The organism is Terrabacter sp. Ter38, assembly GCF_024519435.1.
GTDB lineage: Bacteria > Actinomycetota > Actinomycetes > Actinomycetales > Dermatophilaceae > Terrabacter.
The window spans coordinates 54,847-71,394 of sequence record NZ_JALJRZ010000016.1 but is presented as its reverse complement, the minus strand read 5'-3'; the positions used below and the strand labels follow the sequence as shown (position 1 = coordinate 71,394).

Sequence of the window (16,548 nt, the reverse complement as noted above, 5' to 3'; positions counted from 1 at the left end):
GGGGGGGGGGATCGTGCTGCCGGTGACCGTGACGTTGATCGTACGGGTCGACCTTGGGGTCGAGCTGCCCGAGACAGACGATGACGGCGTGGTGGCCGGCCCGGACACGGCGCTTGAGGGATGGCCCGTCGAGGTGCCGCTCGCGCACGCGCCGAGGGTCAGGGCGGCGCCCAGCGTGCCGGCGGGCGCGACACGAGTGGTGGTGGTGTCGCGGGGCTTCATGCTGGTCGCCATCAGGTCTGTGGCTCGGACGTCGTCTTGGCCGCTGAGGGGACGCGGTCGTCGCGGCCCACAAGCTAGGGGCTCGGTTTGGGACCGAGTGCGGGCCGTGGGATCCCTTGCTTCTGAACGCATCGGCATTCGTGGCGCACTGAGCCGCCTGTAAGTGTGGTCTTGGCTAGCCTCGGGCCGGCCGGGCAGGTGAAGCATCCCGGGATGTCGGGAGACTTCAGACCTTGGGAAGGTTGGAGTCATGCCGGGGAACACGTCCAGGAGGTACCCGCCTGAGCTGAAGGCTCCGGCGGTGCGGATGTTCGAGGAGATCCGTCCGGATCACGCCACGGACTGAGAAGCGATGACCAAGGTCGCTCAGCTGCTCGGTGTGAGCACGGCAAAGACGGTCCGCAAGTGGGTGCGGGCACCCTCTCGGTGCACAGCATCGACACGACGCGACGCGAGCTCTTCTACTGGGCCACCGTGCTCACGACGTTCGCCTTGGGCACGGTGGCCGGGGACCTCACCGCGGTGACGCTGGGTCTGGGCCACCTCGGCTCGGCCGTTCTCTCGCCATCGCGTTCGCCGTGCCCTTGGTGGCGCATCTGCGCCAGGGTCTCGGCGCGGTCGTCGCGTTCTGGACGGCCTACGTCATCACCCGCCCGCTGGGAGCCTCCGTCGCCGACTGGATGGGTGTCTCACCCGCACGCGGCGGCCTCGGGATCGGCACGGGAACGATCACGGTGGCCTGGGCGGCTGCCATCGTCGTCATCGTCGGTTACGCGGTGGTCAGCGGGCGAGCGCGAGCCGCCACCGTTGACTGACAACCCGCGCTGCGCCCGGAATCGCCTGCTACACAGGCTGTCCCGCCCGCGACCGGGAGGCCGCTGCGGTGGCTACTGATGGCGAGTGGCCCGAACACGCGACGGCTCGCCGACGAGAGCGAGCGGTGCCCGACGGCGTACAGCTGGCGGTCGGGGACGTGGGGGCCACGCACGGTAGGCGTGGCCCCCGTCCCGACTCCGGCCGCGGGTCAGTTGTCGTTGGAGGACGTTCCGGAGGTTGCCATCCCCGCGGGCATGTTCTTGGTCTCGTCTCCGGCGTGCAGTTTGTCGATCTGCTTGGGGTTGGCGCTGTCGACGCTGAAGGTGACCTGGTCACCGACGACGAGGGCGGACACGGTGGCCTCGCCGTTCTTGTCGATGTCGCTGGTGCTGGTGACCGAGTACGTGGTCGTCGCGATGGCGGTCTTGATCGTCACGCTGGAGCTGGTCACTGCGGTCACGGTGCCGCTCAGGTCGAGGCGCCCGCCGTGCCCGTCGTGTCCGCCGTGGACCTCATTGGCCTCGGGGACGCCGTCGGCGCCGTTGTCCCCGGGGTGGGGGTCAGTGGTGGCGGACGTCGAGGGGGTGCTGGACGCGCCAGGCAACACGGTGGCGGCCTGCGCGCCGACTGTCGTGGCCAGTACGGCGCCGGCGACCAGGCCAGCGGCGGCGTAGCCGACCTTGGCGAGGCGTGAGTTGAGCTGCATGTCGTTCTCCTTGAGCCAGAGGGAGCCACGCGTTGCTTGTGTGTCGGTCTCGACCTTCGCGGCCGTTCCTCCGTCGCCGCTGTCGTAGACATATCCGCACGCTGTGAAGGTGAGTGCTCCGCTGTGAGATCAGCGAACTGGGGTGGCACCGGTGCAGCGACGCCCAGGCGCCGAGGTGCTGCACTGGGCCGGTGAGGCTGGTCTCGGCGGGACCCATAGGTGCGGCACAGGGTGAGGCCGGGGTAGACACAGTGGGCCCCATCAGGGTTGTCGACAGGGATCGGCCCACGGACACCCGGCCACTGACCAGGCGCCAGACGAGCCCAGACGCATGGAGCTGGCGCCGTGACTGGCCTTCTGCTCACCCTGCTCACGCCGTTGGGCCCGTTTGCGCTGCTGCTGCTCATGGCCGTGGCGTTCGCCGAGACCGGCCTCCTGGCGGGCATTCTCCTGCCGGGCGACACGCTCATGGTCACCGCCGGCGTCCTCGTCGCCGCGGGCGCGCTCCGCGTGCCCGTGTGGCTTTCCCTGGTAGCCATCACCCTCGCCGCTGCCGCCGGCGATCAGGTGGCCTTCCTCGTGGGCCGGCATGTTGGTCCGGGGATGAAAGGGGGCGCCGCGTCGAGGTTCATCTCCGCCGAGCGCCTCGAAAGTGCCCGTGTGCTCTTCGAGCGACACGGGGCGAAAGCTGTCGTACTCTCCCGGTTCGTGCCGCTGACTCGTACGGTCACCCCGGTACTCGCGGGCGTTGCCGGAATGAACCGTCGGCGCTTCCTGGTGCACAACCTGGCCGGTGCCACGGCGTGGGCCGCGGTGATGTTCGGCGGAGGCTATTGGCTCGGCGCCATCCCCCTGGTGTCCAGCCACCTCGAGCTGATCGTGCTCTCCATCCTCATCATTTCCGCCACACCCGCCCTGGGAGCGACGCTCCGCGCTCGGGCCGGGAGACAGCCTCAGGGCGGCATCAGGATCCTGACCAGGCGGCTCCCCGCGAACGAAGGACCCGCGCGGTTGATCACCGATGCGCGTCCCCCGCCGGGTCCGACATCCCTCGCAGGACACTGAGCACCCGTCTGGGGACGCTCGCCGGGCCTCCCATCGGTGGCGGTGTCTGAGGACCTGCGGCCAGGAGTTCGGCAAGGGTGGGCGACGGCCGTGCCGTGTTTGGGAACCGGACACGAGGATCCAGCCCACGAGCACCAGTGTGACCAAGAGCAGCGGAACCGTCGGGGGAGCGGGTTCACGGCAGCGAAGGTCGCGGCGAAGGGCTGTGGAGGTGTCAGCGGCGGCTTCACGGTTGGACTCACCTACCGTATCCTCAGCGTCTTTCCAGCGTGGGCGTCGACGATCTTAGGGTTCATCCTGGCTGGATCGAGGCGCAGATGCGGGAGGTAGAGGGCGGCCGTCGCGCGGGCGGACGCGTCCGGTTGAGTTCTCACTGGCCCCGATTCAGGCGCGTGGTCGTGGTGGTCCTCGCCGTACTCGTGGTTATCGTGGGTGTGTCTTACGGCCGGGCCTTGCTGGCGCCGGGTGATGCGCCGTGGACGGTGCGCACCGTCGAGTGGGTGCGGGACAACGGCGGAGCCGGCGTGGTCGATGCTGTCGAGAACTGGTGGTTCACACGCGACCCCCCCGGCAACGCCACCCCTGACGCGTCGGCGCTGCCCGACCTCACGGCTCCCGGGTCCGTCACGCGGGGGACTCCAGGTGGGGGCACGGCCAGCCCCGGCCCTGCCGGCCCACCCAGTGTCACGATCCCGAACGGCATCGTTCCAGTGGCCCGTGAAGGCGCCTGGGTGCCAGGACGTACAGACCGGTACGGCCTGCCTGCGATGTACACGACGTTCGTGCAGCCCGACCCAAGCCATGCGAGCGTCGTGGCCGCCTTCGCCTGGATCCGCTCTTCAGACACGGTCGGGCACCTCGTCGCGGGTACCACCCAGCCCGGAGGGGACGGGTGGCCGGGTGGGGCGCGCATCGCCCCGGGCGACGTGTCTTCGCTGGTCGCCACCTTCAATTCGGGTTGGCGGTTCAAGGACCTCCTCGGAGGCTTCTATGAGGACGGTCGCTACTCCCGCCCGCTGCAGCAAGGGGCGGGCTCCGTCGTCATCGACCGCTCCGGGCGGGTGACCGTCGGCCAGTGGGGGCGTGACGTGGCGATGTCGTCGACCGTTGCTGCCGTGCGCCAGAACCTTCACCTCATCGTCGACGCGGGCGCACCGGCACCGGGCATGGCCGACGCGAGCGGGCCGTGGGGGGTGTCGAAAAACCAGCGCCAGTTCACGTGGCGCTCGGGACTCGGTGTGGACGCGCGCGGCAATTTGGTCTACGTCGCGGGCGACAGAATGACCCTGAAGATGTTGACGGCAGCTCTGGTCTCTGCAAAGGCAGTGCGTGCCGTCGAGCTCGACATGCACACCCACATGGTGTTCTTCGCACGCTGGCTGCCCACCGGGGCGAAGGGGTCGGTGGCGCCGGCCAAGCTGCTGCCGACCATGCCGTCCGGCGCGGACCGCTACCTGACACCTGACCAGCGCGATTTCTTCTACGTCACTTTGCGCTGATGGCGACCGTGAGCTCGACACGTGCGCCATCGCTCGTCCTTGGCCTCGTTCAGCTTGGCCGTCCGAGGCAATGGGCGAGGAACGTGCTCGTCGCTGCCGTGCCAATCGCGGCCGGCACGATCCTGCACCCGCCGGTGCTCGTGGCCACGGCGTGGGCGTTTCTCGCCTTCAGCCTGGCTGCCAGTGCGACGTACTGTCTCAACGACGTTCTAGATGCCGACGCCGACTCACGGCACCCGATCAAACGGCACCGACCCGTCGCCTCGGGACAGGTGAGCCGCCCACAGGCAGTGGTCGCCGCGCTGGCCCTGGCCACCGCCGCGGTCGCGGTGAGCTGGCCCGGCTCGCTCCGGTGGGTGGTCGTCGGCTACCTGGCCATCTCCACCGCCTACACGGTCTCACTCAAGCATCAGCCGGTGCTCGAGTTAGCCCTCGTCTCGAGTGGGTTCCTGCTGCGCGCGATTGCCGGAGGGGCAGCCACGGGAACCCACATCAGCCGGTGGTTCCTCATCGTCACCGGCTTCGCGTCGCTCTTCGCCGTCATCGGCAAGCGGCTTTCCGAAGTGGTGAGCGTGGGCCTCGAGGAACGAACGCGAAGCACCCTGAGCGCCTACACCCAGAGCTACCTGCGCATGATGCTGAGCATCAGTGGTGGGGTCACCGTGACGGCCTACTGCCTCTGGGCTTTCGGTCTTGGAACGGCACCCGACCAGGGCGTGTACGGGGGGGTGTCCGTGGTGCCGCTGGTACTGGCGATGATGCGTTACACCCTGGACGTGGACCTGGGGCGAGCGCAGGAGCCCGAGCAGGTCGTGCTGCACGACCACGTGCTGCAGGCCCTCGCGGTCATCTGGTTCGCGTGCTTCTGGATGGCGGCCGTCACATGAGCGCCGCCCGCGCAACCGAGTCGAACGGCGCAGGGACCACCGACGGGCGCCATCCCATTGCCGCCACGCGAGAGGAGCTCACCGGCTGGGGCCGCGCGGCGCCAACGGTGGCACATGTCGCGGCGCCCTCGGCCGCGGACGACGTGGCCGGCCTTGTGGTGGAGAGCGGCTCTCGAGGTGTCATCGCCCGAGGCTTGGGCCGCAGCTACGGTGACGCCGCTCAGAACGCGGGCGGTATGGTGCTGCGCCTTGGGGGCCTCGACCGGATCAGTCCGGTGGACCCCATCACCGGGCTCGTCACGTGTGGTGCAGGGGTGAGCGTCGACAGACTCATCCGCGAGGCCCTGCCGCGCGGATGGTTCGTCCCAGTCACGCCCGGCACCCGACAGGTGAGCCTCGGGGGCGCCCTGGCGGCCGACGTGCACGGCAAGAACCACCACCGGGATGGCAGCATCTCGGCCCACGTCACCTCCCTCACGCTCGTCGACGGGCGCGGCGCGCTGCGCACGCTTACGCCATCGGAGGAGCTCTTCTGGGCCGTGCCGGGTGGGATGGGACTCACCGGCGTGGTCGTGGAGCTGACGATGCGGCTCATTCGGGCGCAGTCGAGCCGGATGCAGGTCGACACGACCCGGACGACATCGCTGGACGAGACGATGGCCGTTCTCGAGGAGTCGGACCGCACAAGCCGGTACACGGTGGCGTGGGTCGACTGCCTGGCCCGCGGCCCAGCCATGGGGCGTGGTGTCGTGACCGCGGGCGACCACGCGCCCGCCGACGCGGCCGGGGACGCCACCGCCCCGTCCCTCGGACGTCGCGGCATGCCGGCACCGCCGTGGGTCCCGTCCGGTGCCCTCAACCCGCACACCGTGGGCGTGTTCAACGATGCGTACTACCTCATGGCCCCGCGGACTCCGCGTCGCAGCCTGGAGAGTGTCGGGTCTTTCTTCCATCCGCTGGACGTGGTCCCCGGCTGGAACCGCCTCTACGGCGCGCGCGGGTTCGTCCAGCACCAGTTCGCGGTCGAGGACCCGCAGTGCGTACGCCGCGTTGTGAGTCTGCTCTCACGCCGCCGCGCGCCGACGCTCCTGTGCGTGCTCAAGCGCTTCGGTCCGGCCGGCAGGGGACCGCTGTCCTTTCCTTCGAGCGGGTGGACCTTGGCGGTGGACCTACCGGTGAGCGACTCGCTCGGCAGCCTGCTCGATGCGATGGATGAGGTAGTCCTCGCGAGCGGAGGCCGCGTCTACCTGGCCAAGGACGCACGGCTCCGACCCGAGTCGCTGGTCCAGATGTATCCCCGCCTCGACGAATGGCGCTTCCTACGTGACGAACTCGACCCCGAGCACGTCTTCCAGTCCGACCTTGCACGGAGGCTGCACCTATGATCAATGCCCTAGGCGCGCCACAGTCGGTGCTCGTCCTCGGTGCGACGAGCGACATCGCCAGAGCGACGATCGAACGCTTCGCGGGCGCCGGCCGTCTGCAGCGGGTCGTCCTCGCCGGGCGGAGCGGTGCGGGACTCGACGCCGAGGTCGAGCGAGTTCGCAGCTCGGGCGTGCCGGTCGTGGAGGCCAGCGCCTTCGACGCGCGCGACCGCGCCGGACACGAGCGCGTCATCGCCGGTGCCTTCGGTGGCGGCGACGTCGACGTCGTCCTCATCTCCTTCGGTGTGCTGCCGGACGAGAACCAGGTCCGGGCGGACCCGCTTGCTGCCGCTGACATCGTCGACGTCAACTACACAGCCGTCGTCACCACGCTGCTCGCCTGCGCGAACCACCTGCGTGCACAGGGCCACGGAGTCATCGTGGTGCTCTCGTCCGCGTCCGCGGTCCGCGGCCGGGCCTCGAACGCAGTCTACGGCTCCACCAAGGCCGGGGTTGACGCGCTCGCGTGCGGGATCGGTGACGCTCTCTGCGGAACCGGCGTCTCGGTGGTCGTGGTCCGGCCCGGCTTCGTTCGCACCCGGATGACCGCCGGTTTGCGCCCGGCGCCGCTCGCCGTCGACCCGCAGGATGTTGCCGAGGTGATCGCCAAGAACCTCACCGGCGGTTCCCGCACGGTCTGGGTCCCGGCCGCCATGGCCTGGGTTATGCGCGTGCTTGCGGTGCTGCCTCGCCCCGCCTTCCGCCGCCTGTCGATCTGACGCCCAGCCGGGGCGTGGAGATCCAGATGGATGCCCTCATCGGTGAAGGAGTCGCCAGACGGATCGGCTCCGTGACCGCACGCTTCGGGCAAGGAGATGACCAGCCTGGTCCGGCGCGCTGTCTCGAACGGAGACCGACCACAGGTGTCCCGTCGTGGCGTTCATAACGACAAGTACGCCCCCGCGTGCCTGCTCATGCGGTCCTCGATGAGAGCTTACCCGGACCGATCCTGCGTCAGGCGACGGAGGCGCCGTCCGGGTCCCGGCCGCGGACCAGCACGGTCTGGGTAGTCCTCGGTCGCGGGTGTCTGGTCACGGCGGGTCAGCGTGAGGTAGTTGACCTCGGCGAGGATGGCCGTCAGGAACAGCAGGTAGGTCAAGGGGTACCGAGCCCGCCGGGGCAGGTCTGGGCACCTTCGGCGAGCTTCACGTCGTGCCGCTCGTTGCGCTCCGGCATACGAAGGCGTTTAGCGTTTCCGGTCTGGCGTTGGGAACCTCCTCACGCAGCAGTGGGTCCTTGACCTTCCGACTTTCGAGACGACCGCGCGGTCGTGTCTGAGAAATGGTCGCGTGCGGTCGATCAACTCACGAGTGTGAACGGCGCCGGAGCGGCCACCGAGTTGCGATCAACCAGCTAACGCTGCCGCAGAGCAGGCCGATCGCGGCTCCGCCCAGCACGTCGATGGGCCAGTGCGCTCCGATGTAGAGCCGGTTGCACGCAATGAGCACCGCGAATCCGGCGCCCACGATCCGCTGCGGCCAGCGCATCCACGGCCACAGCGCCAACACGGCGGCGACGGCCATGGCGGTGTGCGCGGAGGGGTAGGCGTTTCCGTGTGGGTCGGTCGGGTATCCGTGCATGTTCAGGCCGGGAATCACCGCGAGAGGACGGGGCTGGTCCGCCAGGCGTTTGAGGACCTGCGCCAGGAGTTCGGCAAGGATGATGGCGACGACTAGGGCTCGCAGTATCTCCAACCGTTGCCAGGCCTCGGAAGCGGTCAAGAGGATCCAGCCCACGAGCGCCAGCGTGACCACGAGCAGCGGAACCGGTCGAAGCAGCGGGTTCACGGCGGCGAAGACCGCCGCGAAGGGCTGTGGAGGGTCGTTGAACCACAGGACAAGACCGGCCTGCGCGGTCTCGGCCCCGGGCTTCAGCGCGAGCCAGGCTGAAACTGCGATCGCGACGGTTGACAGGCTGCCCAGCAGGACGGCTAGCAGGGGACGGGGTGATTGAGGCCCCGTCGAGGACCGATCCGGTGCTGGCGAGGACAGGCTCCCCGACGCCACAGCCATTCCACAAACGTACCGGACCACCGTGTGTGGGCTCATCTTGATCCTGTACGCCCGATTCGTCCCTGTGCAGTTCGCCGGAGAAGTCGGCGGCACCTCGAGCAGGGTGCCAGAGTCGAAGCTGCACCTGGAACCGGGTGCGGGCTGCCGGTCAGGTGGCTGTCAGCGTGCCGCTGACCAGCAGGACGACGAGCACGGAGCCGAGGGCAACCCGGTACCAGACGAACGGCGTGATCGTGTTGGTGCTGACGAACCGCAGCAGCCAGGCGATGGTGGCGTAGGCCACGATGAACGACACGACGATGCCGAGAGCCATCTGGGCGACACCGAGCAGCTGCAGGTGGGACTTCTCGTGCACCGCCTCGAACAGACCCGCCGCGGTGAGTGCGGGGATCGCCATGAAGAACGACATGCGCGTGGCCGTGACCCGGTCGAGGCTGCGGAACAGCCCGGCCGAGATCGTGGCACCGGAGCGTGAGACGCCGGGGACGAGCGCGAAGCACTGAACGAGCCCGATGACGAGTCCGTCGCGCACGGTCAGTGAGCCCTCGCCGCGCTGCAGTTGCCGCCGCTCGATCACGGCGTGCCGACTCTCGGCCAGCCACATGACCACGCTCCAGCCGAGGAGTCCGAACGCCACCACCCACAGGCTTCGCAGCGGCCCGCTGATGACGTCCCTCGCGAGGAAGCCGACCACCCCGACCGGGATCGACCCCACGATGACGGCCCAGGCCAGAACGTAGTCGTGCTGGGTCCGGTGCTCCGCGCTGCGCAGGCCGCCGAACCATGCCGCGACCAGTCGGACGATGTCGCGCCAGAAGAAGATGACGGATGCCGCGATCGCGCCGAGCTGGATGAGCGCGGTGTAGGCGGTGACGCCGGGATCGTCGACGGGCAGACCAAGGAGGTGCTCGGTGACCGTGAGGTGCCCGGTCGAGGACACCGGGAGGAACTCGGTGAGCCCCTCGACGACACCGAGGACGAGGGCATCGAGGTAGGACAGTGCGGACACGGTTGCGCTTTCGGTTCGGGAGTCAGCCAGTCAGAGGTCAGTCTCGCGTATGGGGTCGGACATGGTGGGGACGACATGCAAGGGCTGCTGGGCCGTGAGGCGTGGACGGCAGCCAAGGCGGGCTCGCTGCCGCACACCGACGATGATCTGACGGTGTACGCCGTTGACCGGAGTGCGGTGCTGCTCACTGACGATCACGAGTTCAGTGTGCGGCGAAAAGCACAGTGTGTTCGGGTGGCACCTGCGGGTGCGCTGCAACGAGTGGGACGCCGCGACCGTCTTCGAGCAGGGCGGTCACGGCCTCGAGCCAGCGTTCCTGCTCGGCGAGGCCGTTGCCCAGGCTGAACGACGCCCGGGCCGAGCCGAGGCCGGACCCCCACGGAAGCACCTCTCTGCGTCAGCCAGCCGGCCGCCTTCCGCCAGCTCGCACCCGAGGCCCACGAGGACGTCGAGTTCAAGGGTCGCAGCACGCGTCGAACGCGCATCCAGCCGGGCATTCGACGGGTGCTGCGGGCTACAGCTTCGGGAGCGGCCTGGTGTGCTCGATCTGCACTGCTTGAAGGGCGTGCGGGTTGATGCCCAGAAGGCGCAGGATCGTCGGCGCGATCTGGGTGGTCTGGACCGGGGTGGTGCTGACCGTGTGGTGGGGAGCCCCACGTCCGGAGACGACGAGTGGGACGTCGCGGTCTGCAGGCGCGTCTCCTCCGTGCTCGGCGATCTTCTTGACGTTGCCGGTGTACACGACGCCGTATTGCGCGATCCCTACCAGGTCGGGAGCGTGGCTGTCACCTGTGGGTGCGCCGAACAGCCTGTCGACGGCTGACCCGGTGTAGACCTTGGTCAGGCCTGATGCCGTCACGGTGGTGGAGTAGGTGCCCTTGGGGTCACTCGCCTTGTTCGCGGGGGCGGTGTGCGAGAGCAGGTAGTCCTTGGCGAAGGCGAGCGCGGCGGGGCTGCGGTCGGAGAGCCACATGAGCATGCCGTCGTCGTCGAGGCTGAACGTCACGAGAGGTGACGCCTTCGGGTGGCTTGCGGCCCATGCGGCGTTCATGTCGTCGACGATCTGCCCGTCGTCGACGCGTCGCAGAGCGCTCAGGTCGGACGCCCCCGGCCGTGATCACGGCGCCACGACTGCTTCTCCTGCGCGACCAGGCGCCGGAAGTTGCGGTCCGAGCCGGCATACCCCGCGGCGCGGGCCTGGGGCAGCAGCCGCTTCGCGCTGATCCTGCTCCGACTGCCCTTCACGGCCTGCGCGGCCAGATCGCGCACCGCCTCGTAGTTCGCCGGCCGCGGCCGACGCGCCGGCGCCGGCTCGCCGGAGTCCTGACGTTCGATGACCCGCTTCACGGTCTTGTGCGTGGTCCCGCAGATCGCTGCGGCCCCACGGTAGGTGCCCACCTGCTGGTAGGCCGAGATGATGTTCATTCGTTCCCTCGCAGACATCACAATGGAGCCCTCCTGGGCGGTGCGGTGGCTGGCTAGACACCGCCACCTCACCGCTCAGGGCTTCACGCTCCGGGTCGACACGACGAGCGAGGAACGGGGGACTTCTACTCGGCCACCACCGGGGACCTCCACCTGGCCACCAGTGGGGACTCTCCATGGCCACGGACAACGCACCTCACCGATGCACTCATCGGGGTATGACCACGCGTCCGAGACAAAATGACGCAAAGCCAGCGCGGCTGTTCGCGGGCGGGTATGAATCGATCGGGCGCGAGGCCGCGCATGTAGCTGGGTGGAAGGAATGCCATGCCGTTCGGGGCCGTGATTGAGGGCGTCGGCAAGGCCATCGACACGGCCGGTATCGCGGTCCTGGGCGCGGTGGTCGCGGCGGTGCAAGCGGCACGCTCCGGCAGTGCAGGCGGCACGCTCCGGCGGTGCAGGCGGCACGCTCCGGCGGTGCAGGCGGCACGCTCCGGCGGTGCAGGCGGCACGCTCCGGCGGTGCAGGCGGCACGCTCCGGCGGTGCAGGCGGCACGCTCCGGCGGTGCAGGCGGCACGCTCCGGCGGTGCAAGCGGCACGCTCCGGCAGTGCAGGCGGCACGCTCCGGCGGTGCAGGCGGCACGCTCCGGCGGTGCAGGCGGCACGCTCCGGCGGTGCAGGCGGCACGCTCCGGCGGTGCAGGCGGCACGGGCACGTACTGACGTTTCCGTCAGCAGCTGGGCCGCTCGATCCTGCTGGGGCTTGAGCTGCTGGTGGCGGCCGACATCATCCGGATCGTCGCGGTGACACCCAGCGTGTCCAGCGTGTTGGTGCTGGCCCTGATCGTGCTGATCCGCACGTTCCTCAGTTTCTCGCTGGAACTGGAGATCACCGGCCGCTGGCCCTGGCAGAAACCAGCCTCGCCCGATGAGGCGGGTGAACGAACGCCTGGCGCTCGGTCCCACGACTCTGCCCCCTGACCTGACTCAGCCCCGTCGAGTGAGTCCGGGTGGGCAGTCGGATCACCCTCGCCCGTCTACGTGCCGGCCCGGACCAGGTCCGCGGCGATGTCAGCGAGAAGGCCGCCGTGCAAGGCGACCACCACCGACCCCGAACCGGCCGGCTCCTATCGTCCTCGGGACGAGGGAGCCGGCCAGACGTTGCTCTGCTGCGATCCGGCGTCGTCGCCGGCTCCCTCGCGAAAGGGCAGAGTCAGTCGGCGAAGACGTCGTCCGGGTCCCGCCGAGAGGCCAGCATGGTCTCTGGGTGGCCCTCGGTGGCGAGTGTCTGGTCGCGGCGGGTCAGGCTGAGGTAGATGACGACGGCGAGGATGGCGGCCAGGAACAGCAGACTGGTCCACGCGGTTCCAAGCCCGAGTCCGCCGTCAGCCGGGTCCGAGCCGAGGAAGTCGCCGAGGTTGGCACCGAGCGGACGGGTCAGGATGTACGCGATCCAGAAGCAGAGCGTGGTGCCGGCACCGAGTCGCCAGGCCACGACGGTGGCGGCGATGAGCCCGGCGGGCAGGAGCACCGACAGGCCAGGACCCCAGCCGGTCAGGTCCAAGGTCCAGTCTCCGGCGGCTGTGCCGAGCGCGAACGTCACCAGGACGGCGAGCCAGTAGAACGCCTCCCTGGGACGGGTGACGATGGAGTGGATTGACAGGGTGCGCTCGCGGAAGTACCAGACGCCGAACACGCCCACGAGCACGATCGCGATGACGCCGGTGGTCAGCGGCAGGGGCACGTTGAGGTTGTCCGTGAGGTTGTCGGTCAGCAGGGTGCCCACGACGCTGATCAGGACGACGACGGTCCAGTAGACGGCCGGGACGTAGCGCGGCAGGCGGAACTGCACGACGAGGGCGGCCGCCAAGGCGAGACTGAAGATCACGGTGGTGGTCGACAGGCCGAGCCCGATGGTGGTGTTGAGGTAGTCGGCGAGGCTCTCCCCGACGGTGGTGCACAGGATCTTGATGATCCAGAAGTAGATCGTGACCTCTGGGACCTTGTTGAGCATCGTGCGCCATGATCCGGAGCGCAGCCGGGTTGGGGTGGACATGAAAGTTGTTCTCCTTGGGGTGCTGAATGTGGCCAAAAGGGAGTAATGGTCGAGGCACACCTCAACAGCGCGCCTTGACCGAAACCTGTGCATTTCTTTGGTCTCGCCCGTGAAAAGAACGTCCGGAAGCGTTCGGGAGGCCGGCCTCGCACGATCGGCGCAGTACATGAACACCTCGCGAACATCTCGAACGCACCGGGACGGCCGCCGGGACGGAAGTGCCGACGCCGTCCCGGCGGCCGACCTGTGCGTTCGCGCGTACCGCGAGGGGGTCGGCTGCTCGGCTGTGCGCGTGAGCCGCCGCTGAGGGTTTCGGTCAGATGTCGGCCGGGTGGCTTGGGTGGGCCGGAGTCTCCACCCCACGTGAGGGGTCGGCAGGCTCAGCCACGGGGTGGCGCCGGGGGATAGGAACGAGCAGGGTGAACCGTGTGGGATCGGGGGTGGTGAGCGTCAGTCGGCCACCGTGCGCCTCCGCGATGGACCTGGCGAGGGCGAGTCCGATGCCCGCTCCGTTGCTTCCGGAGTGGCCGCGACGGAACACCTCGTCGGCGCGACGTGAAATGGACCCCTCGTCGGCGACGTCGATGGCCACGACGGTGCCGAGGTCCCGGAACGAGACCGTGACGCGCCCGGTGCCGTGGCGCGTCGCGTTCTCGAGGAGGATCTTGAGGACCTCGGTCGTGACGAAGACCGGCAGGGGCTGCGCCGGATCGGTCTCGTGCGTGATGTCCAGCCGTCGCCCTGCCCTGGCGAGCGGTCCGCGCCATCGGCGTTCGAGCTCGGCGGTGAGGTCCGCCACGGTTTGGGATGCGCCGACGGTGTGCGCTCGGCTCTCGGGGCGGGCCAGCCGAAGAATGTCCTCGATGGTTCGCTCGAGGTCACGGACCTGGTCGGTCGCGTCGATCAGCGCCGGCCGTAGGTCGGTGGCCGGGTACGCGTCGCGCGAGCGCAGCGCGTTCTGCAGGCTGAGACTCAAGCCCGTCAGGGGCGTACGCAGCTGGTGGGAGACGTCAGCGGTGAAGCGCCGCTCCCGGGCGATGAGCGCCGAAAGCCGGTCGAGCATCTCGTTCTGCGACTGAGCCAGACGCACCAGCTCGGGTGCGCCGGCTGGCGCCGCGCGGATCTGGAGGTCTCCGGCGCCGACGCGCTCGGCTGCCATGGCCAGCGCCTCGAGAGGGGTGCTGAGGAGCCTTGCCTGCCGCCGCGCCACCAGCACGGCCACGACCAGCGCGGCTGCAGCCGATAGTGCCAGCACCGCCCATGCCAGAAGGACCCATCGCCAGACAAGGCGCTGCGGCGTCGAGACCCGCACCACCGCGATGACCTTCTCGGCAACGCTCACCGGGACCGCGACCACAAGGTCGCCCGCAACCTGACCGCCGGCCTGGGCTCCGGACGCCGCGGACCTGGTGACCGGATCCGCGATCGGGGGCCCGGTTGCCGGAGCGGTTCTGCGGGTGAGAGAGGCGTCATAGACGGCGACCGTCTTGTCGCTCTCCACCGACGGCAGCTCGAGCGGGTCGCCGGCCAGGAAGTCCGGCCCGACCTGCTGGGAGGCGACCAAGGCCGTCCGCTCGAGCTCTCCTTGTTCCTCGGTGAGGATCATGGTCCTCACCACCAGGGCCAGGGGGACCCCGAAGAGGAGCAAGGCCACCGAGACGGCCACCACCGCCACATGGAGGATTCGTCGACGCATGCCTGTCATCCTCGCGCGCCTGCAGCCCCGACCGGCCGGCCGCGACGATTCCCGGGAAAGCTTTACCGTCCTCTAACCCGGCGTAAGGCTGCCTCTAACCTGGCCGTTCCTACCGTGGATACGCGGGACAGACCCCGTGCGACCCCCTGTGCGAACCCAGGAAGAGGACTCACGATGACCGTCACCAGGACGCTCCTTCTCGGAGCAGCAGCGCTCGGGACCGTCGTACTCTCGGGCTGCGGCACCACCACCGCCCCAGCACCTGCACCCGTCCAGGTCACCGCAGCCCCTCCCACTTCCTCGTCGTCGCAGGCATCCGCCCCGTCGGGCTCTGCGTCGGCGGCTTCGTCCGCGCCGGCGTCCGCGGCGGTCCCGGGGCCTGTAGCGACGGAGAGCAATCCACCAGGAGATATCCCCGACAACCAGGCGTACGTCGCCTATACCCCCAGCGGCACCACGATCAGTGTCAAGGTTCCTGAGGGGTGGGCCCGTTCCACGACCGGGAAGATCACGGTCTTCACGGACAAGCTGAACCGCATCGAGATCCAGACGGCCACGGCCACATCGGCACCGACGACCGCATCGGTCACCTCCGCCGACGTGCCCCGGCTCCAGGCAAAGGTGCCGAAGTTCGCCTCACCCAGGGTCGTCGCCGTGTCGCGGACAGCGGGACCGGTGGTTCTGCTGACCTACCAAGGTGACTCAGCGGTCGACCCCGTGACCGGCAAGGTCGTTCGCGACGCGTTCGAGCGGTACTCGTACTTCCGGGCCGGGACCCGAGTGGATCTGACCCTGTCCGGCCCCGTGAGCGCCGACAACGTCGACCCGTGGCGGACCGTGTCCAACTCGTTGCGGTGGACCCCGTGAGCACGACCCGCACCGCCGCCCCACGCCCGCCGCTGGCGCCGGCTTCCCAACCGCGGCAGGCGGGCGAGGACGGGTCCGGCAACGCCGCCCTGACAGCCGATCACCTCTACCGGTTCTTCCGCACCGGCGACGAGGAGATCCTTGCCTTGCGGGGAGTCTCGTTGAGCGTCGCGCCGGGAGAAACCGTGGCGGTGGTGGGGCCCTCCGGGTGCGGTAAGTCAACCCTGCTGGGGTGCCTCGCCGGGCTCGACGAGCCGGACGGTGGAACGGTCCGGGTGGGCGGTGAACGACTCAGCCACCGCCCGGAGGCCCATCGCGCCCGACTGCGAGCCGAGCGCATCGGCGTTCTGCTTCAATCCCGAAACCTGCTGCCGCACCTCGACGTCCGGGCGAACGTCCGCCTCGCACGCACCGCCGGTCATCTGCGCCGGTCGGGGGGGCATGCCACCGGACGCGGTGCCCCGCGCGTTGAGGTGGACGAGCTGCTGGACCGGGTGGGGCTGTCCCGGCGTGGGGGCGCGTACGCGTCTGAGCTGTCCGGCGGTGAGCTGGCGCGGGCCGGGTTGGCGGTGGCTCTGGCCAACGACCCCGACATCGTCCTGGCCGACGAACCCACCGGTGAGCTCGACGGACAGACCGAGAAGCACATCCTCCAGCTGCTGCGTGAGCGCGCAGGCGCGGGCGCCGCCCTGCTCGTGGTCACCCACAGCCCACGCGTGGTCGCCATCGCCGATCGCGTCATCACCCTTCACGACGGGACGGTCACCTCATGAGCTCAGGCACTCACCACACCCCGCCCCCGGTCCCTTCCCCCAGGTCGACCCACGGCGAGACCGCTTCCCCCCGGGGGAGCACGCCCCTGCA

The 16,548-nt window shown here is 69.4% G+C and carries 14 protein-coding genes and 4 pseudogenes; 11 read left to right on the top strand and 7 right to left on the bottom strand.

Features of this window, described 5'->3' with window-relative positions:
• Nucleotides 1–472 precede the first annotated feature (472 nt).
• The 3 genes and pseudogenes from NR112_RS22075 to NR112_RS22070 form a co-directional block, all read left to right on the top strand.
• A pseudogene (locus tag NR112_RS22075) lies at nt 473–637 on the top strand (IS3 family transposase); the annotation flags it as partial.
• A pseudogene (locus NR112_RS23270) lies at nt 628–771 on the top strand (hypothetical protein); the annotation flags it as partial. The pseudogenes NR112_RS22075 and NR112_RS23270, both read left to right, overlap by 10 nt.
• A 38-nt stretch (nt 772–809) precedes the next feature.
• The gene (locus NR112_RS22070) at nt 810–1,037 is read left to right on the top strand and encodes a hypothetical protein (RefSeq protein ID WP_256796435.1); all 228 of its coding nucleotides are present in this window, start codon (nt 810–812) and stop codon (nt 1,035–1,037) included.
• 209 nt (nt 1,038–1,246) lie between these two features.
• On the opposite strand, the gene NR112_RS22065 is transcribed toward NR112_RS22070, so the two are convergent.
• Nucleotides 1,247–1,744, bottom strand: coding sequence for a hypothetical protein (locus NR112_RS22065; RefSeq protein ID WP_256796433.1), 498 nt, complete (start codon nt 1,742–1,744; stop codon nt 1,247–1,249).
• Nucleotides 1,745–2,089: 345 nt separating this feature from the next.
• Here NR112_RS22065 and NR112_RS22060 point away from each other — a divergent pair, with 345 nt between their 5' ends.
• The 5 genes from NR112_RS22060 to NR112_RS22040 all read left to right on the top strand — a co-directional run bounded on the left by NR112_RS22060 (nt 2,090) and on the right by NR112_RS22040 (nt 7,338).
• Entirely contained in the window at nt 2,090–2,809 is a 720-nt protein-coding gene (locus tag NR112_RS22060) for a DedA family protein (protein WP_256796432.1), read from the top strand.
• A 398-nt stretch (nt 2,810–3,207) separates the two neighbouring features.
• Nucleotides 3,208–4,308 carry a hypothetical protein gene (locus NR112_RS22055; protein WP_256796431.1) on the top strand — a complete coding sequence of 367 codons (1,101 nt, stop codon included), beginning with the start codon at nt 3,208–3,210 and terminating at the stop codon, nt 4,306–4,308.
• Nucleotides 4,308–5,195 carry a decaprenyl-phosphate phosphoribosyltransferase gene (locus NR112_RS22050; RefSeq protein ID WP_256796430.1) on the top strand — a complete coding sequence of 296 codons (888 nt, stop codon included), beginning with the start codon at nt 4,308–4,310 and terminating at the stop codon, nt 5,193–5,195. Before NR112_RS22055 ends, NR112_RS22050 begins: the two co-directional genes overlap by 1 nt.
• Nucleotides 5,192–6,580 carry an FAD-binding oxidoreductase gene (locus NR112_RS22045; RefSeq protein WP_256796429.1) on the top strand — a complete coding sequence of 463 codons (1,389 nt, stop codon included), beginning with the start codon at nt 5,192–5,194 and terminating at the stop codon, nt 6,578–6,580. The genes NR112_RS22050 and NR112_RS22045 overlap by 4 nt, the downstream gene beginning before the upstream one ends.
• Nucleotides 6,577–7,338, top strand: coding sequence for an SDR family NAD(P)-dependent oxidoreductase (locus NR112_RS22040; protein ID WP_256796428.1), 762 nt, complete (start codon nt 6,577–6,579; stop codon nt 7,336–7,338). The genes NR112_RS22045 and NR112_RS22040 overlap by 4 nt, the downstream gene beginning before the upstream one ends.
• A gap of 585 nt (nt 7,339–7,923) precedes the next feature.
• On the opposite strand, the gene NR112_RS22035 is transcribed toward NR112_RS22040, so the two are convergent.
• From NR112_RS22035 to NR112_RS22020, 4 genes and pseudogenes are all read right to left on the bottom strand, one after another.
• Nucleotides 7,924–8,631 (bottom strand): phosphatase PAP2 family protein, encoded by a 708-nt coding sequence (locus NR112_RS22035; protein ID WP_256796427.1) that lies wholly within the window; start codon nt 8,629–8,631, stop codon nt 7,924–7,926.
• A gap of 148 nt (nt 8,632–8,779) precedes the next feature.
• The gene (locus NR112_RS22030) at nt 8,780–9,640 is read right to left on the bottom strand and encodes an undecaprenyl-diphosphate phosphatase (protein ID WP_256796426.1); all 861 of its coding nucleotides are present in this window, start codon (nt 9,638–9,640) and stop codon (nt 8,780–8,782) included.
• A 514-nt stretch (nt 9,641–10,154) separates the two neighbouring features.
• On the bottom strand, nt 10,155–10,691 hold the full coding sequence (locus NR112_RS22025; protein WP_256796425.1) for a hypothetical protein: 537 nt from the start codon (nt 10,689–10,691) through the stop codon (nt 10,155–10,157).
• A gap of 71 nt (nt 10,692–10,762) precedes the next feature.
• Nucleotides 10,763–11,086, bottom strand: a pseudogene (locus tag NR112_RS22020) (helix-turn-helix domain-containing protein); the annotation flags it as partial.
• Between the two features lie 705 nt (nt 11,087–11,791).
• Here NR112_RS22020 and NR112_RS22015 point away from each other — a divergent pair.
• A pseudogene (locus tag NR112_RS22015) lies at nt 11,792–12,046 on the top strand (DUF1622 domain-containing protein); the annotation flags it as partial.
• A 232-nt stretch (nt 12,047–12,278) separates the two neighbouring features.
• On the opposite strand, the gene NR112_RS22010 reads toward NR112_RS22015, so the two are convergent.
• Nucleotides 12,279–13,121, bottom strand: coding sequence for a hypothetical protein (locus NR112_RS22010; RefSeq protein WP_256796424.1), 843 nt, complete (start codon nt 13,119–13,121; stop codon nt 12,279–12,281).
• Between the two features lie 316 nt (nt 13,122–13,437).
• On the bottom strand, nt 13,438–14,817 hold the full coding sequence (locus NR112_RS22005) for a HAMP domain-containing sensor histidine kinase (protein WP_256796423.1): 1,380 nt from the start codon (nt 14,815–14,817) through the stop codon (nt 13,438–13,440).
• Between the two features lie 654 nt (nt 14,818–15,471).
• On the opposite strand from NR112_RS22005, the gene NR112_RS22000 reads away from it, so the two are divergent.
• Together NR112_RS22000 and NR112_RS21995 are read left to right on the top strand one after the other, a co-directional pair.
• On the top strand, nt 15,472–15,684 hold the full coding sequence (locus NR112_RS22000) for a hypothetical protein (RefSeq protein ID WP_256796422.1): 213 nt from the start codon (nt 15,472–15,474) through the stop codon (nt 15,682–15,684).
• Nucleotides 15,681–16,457, top strand: a complete 777-nt coding sequence (locus NR112_RS21995) for an ABC transporter ATP-binding protein (protein WP_256796421.1) — start codon at nt 15,681–15,683, stop codon at nt 16,455–16,457. Before NR112_RS22000 ends, NR112_RS21995 begins: the two co-directional genes overlap by 4 nt.
• The last annotated feature ends 91 nt before the right edge of the window (nt 16,458–16,548 follow it).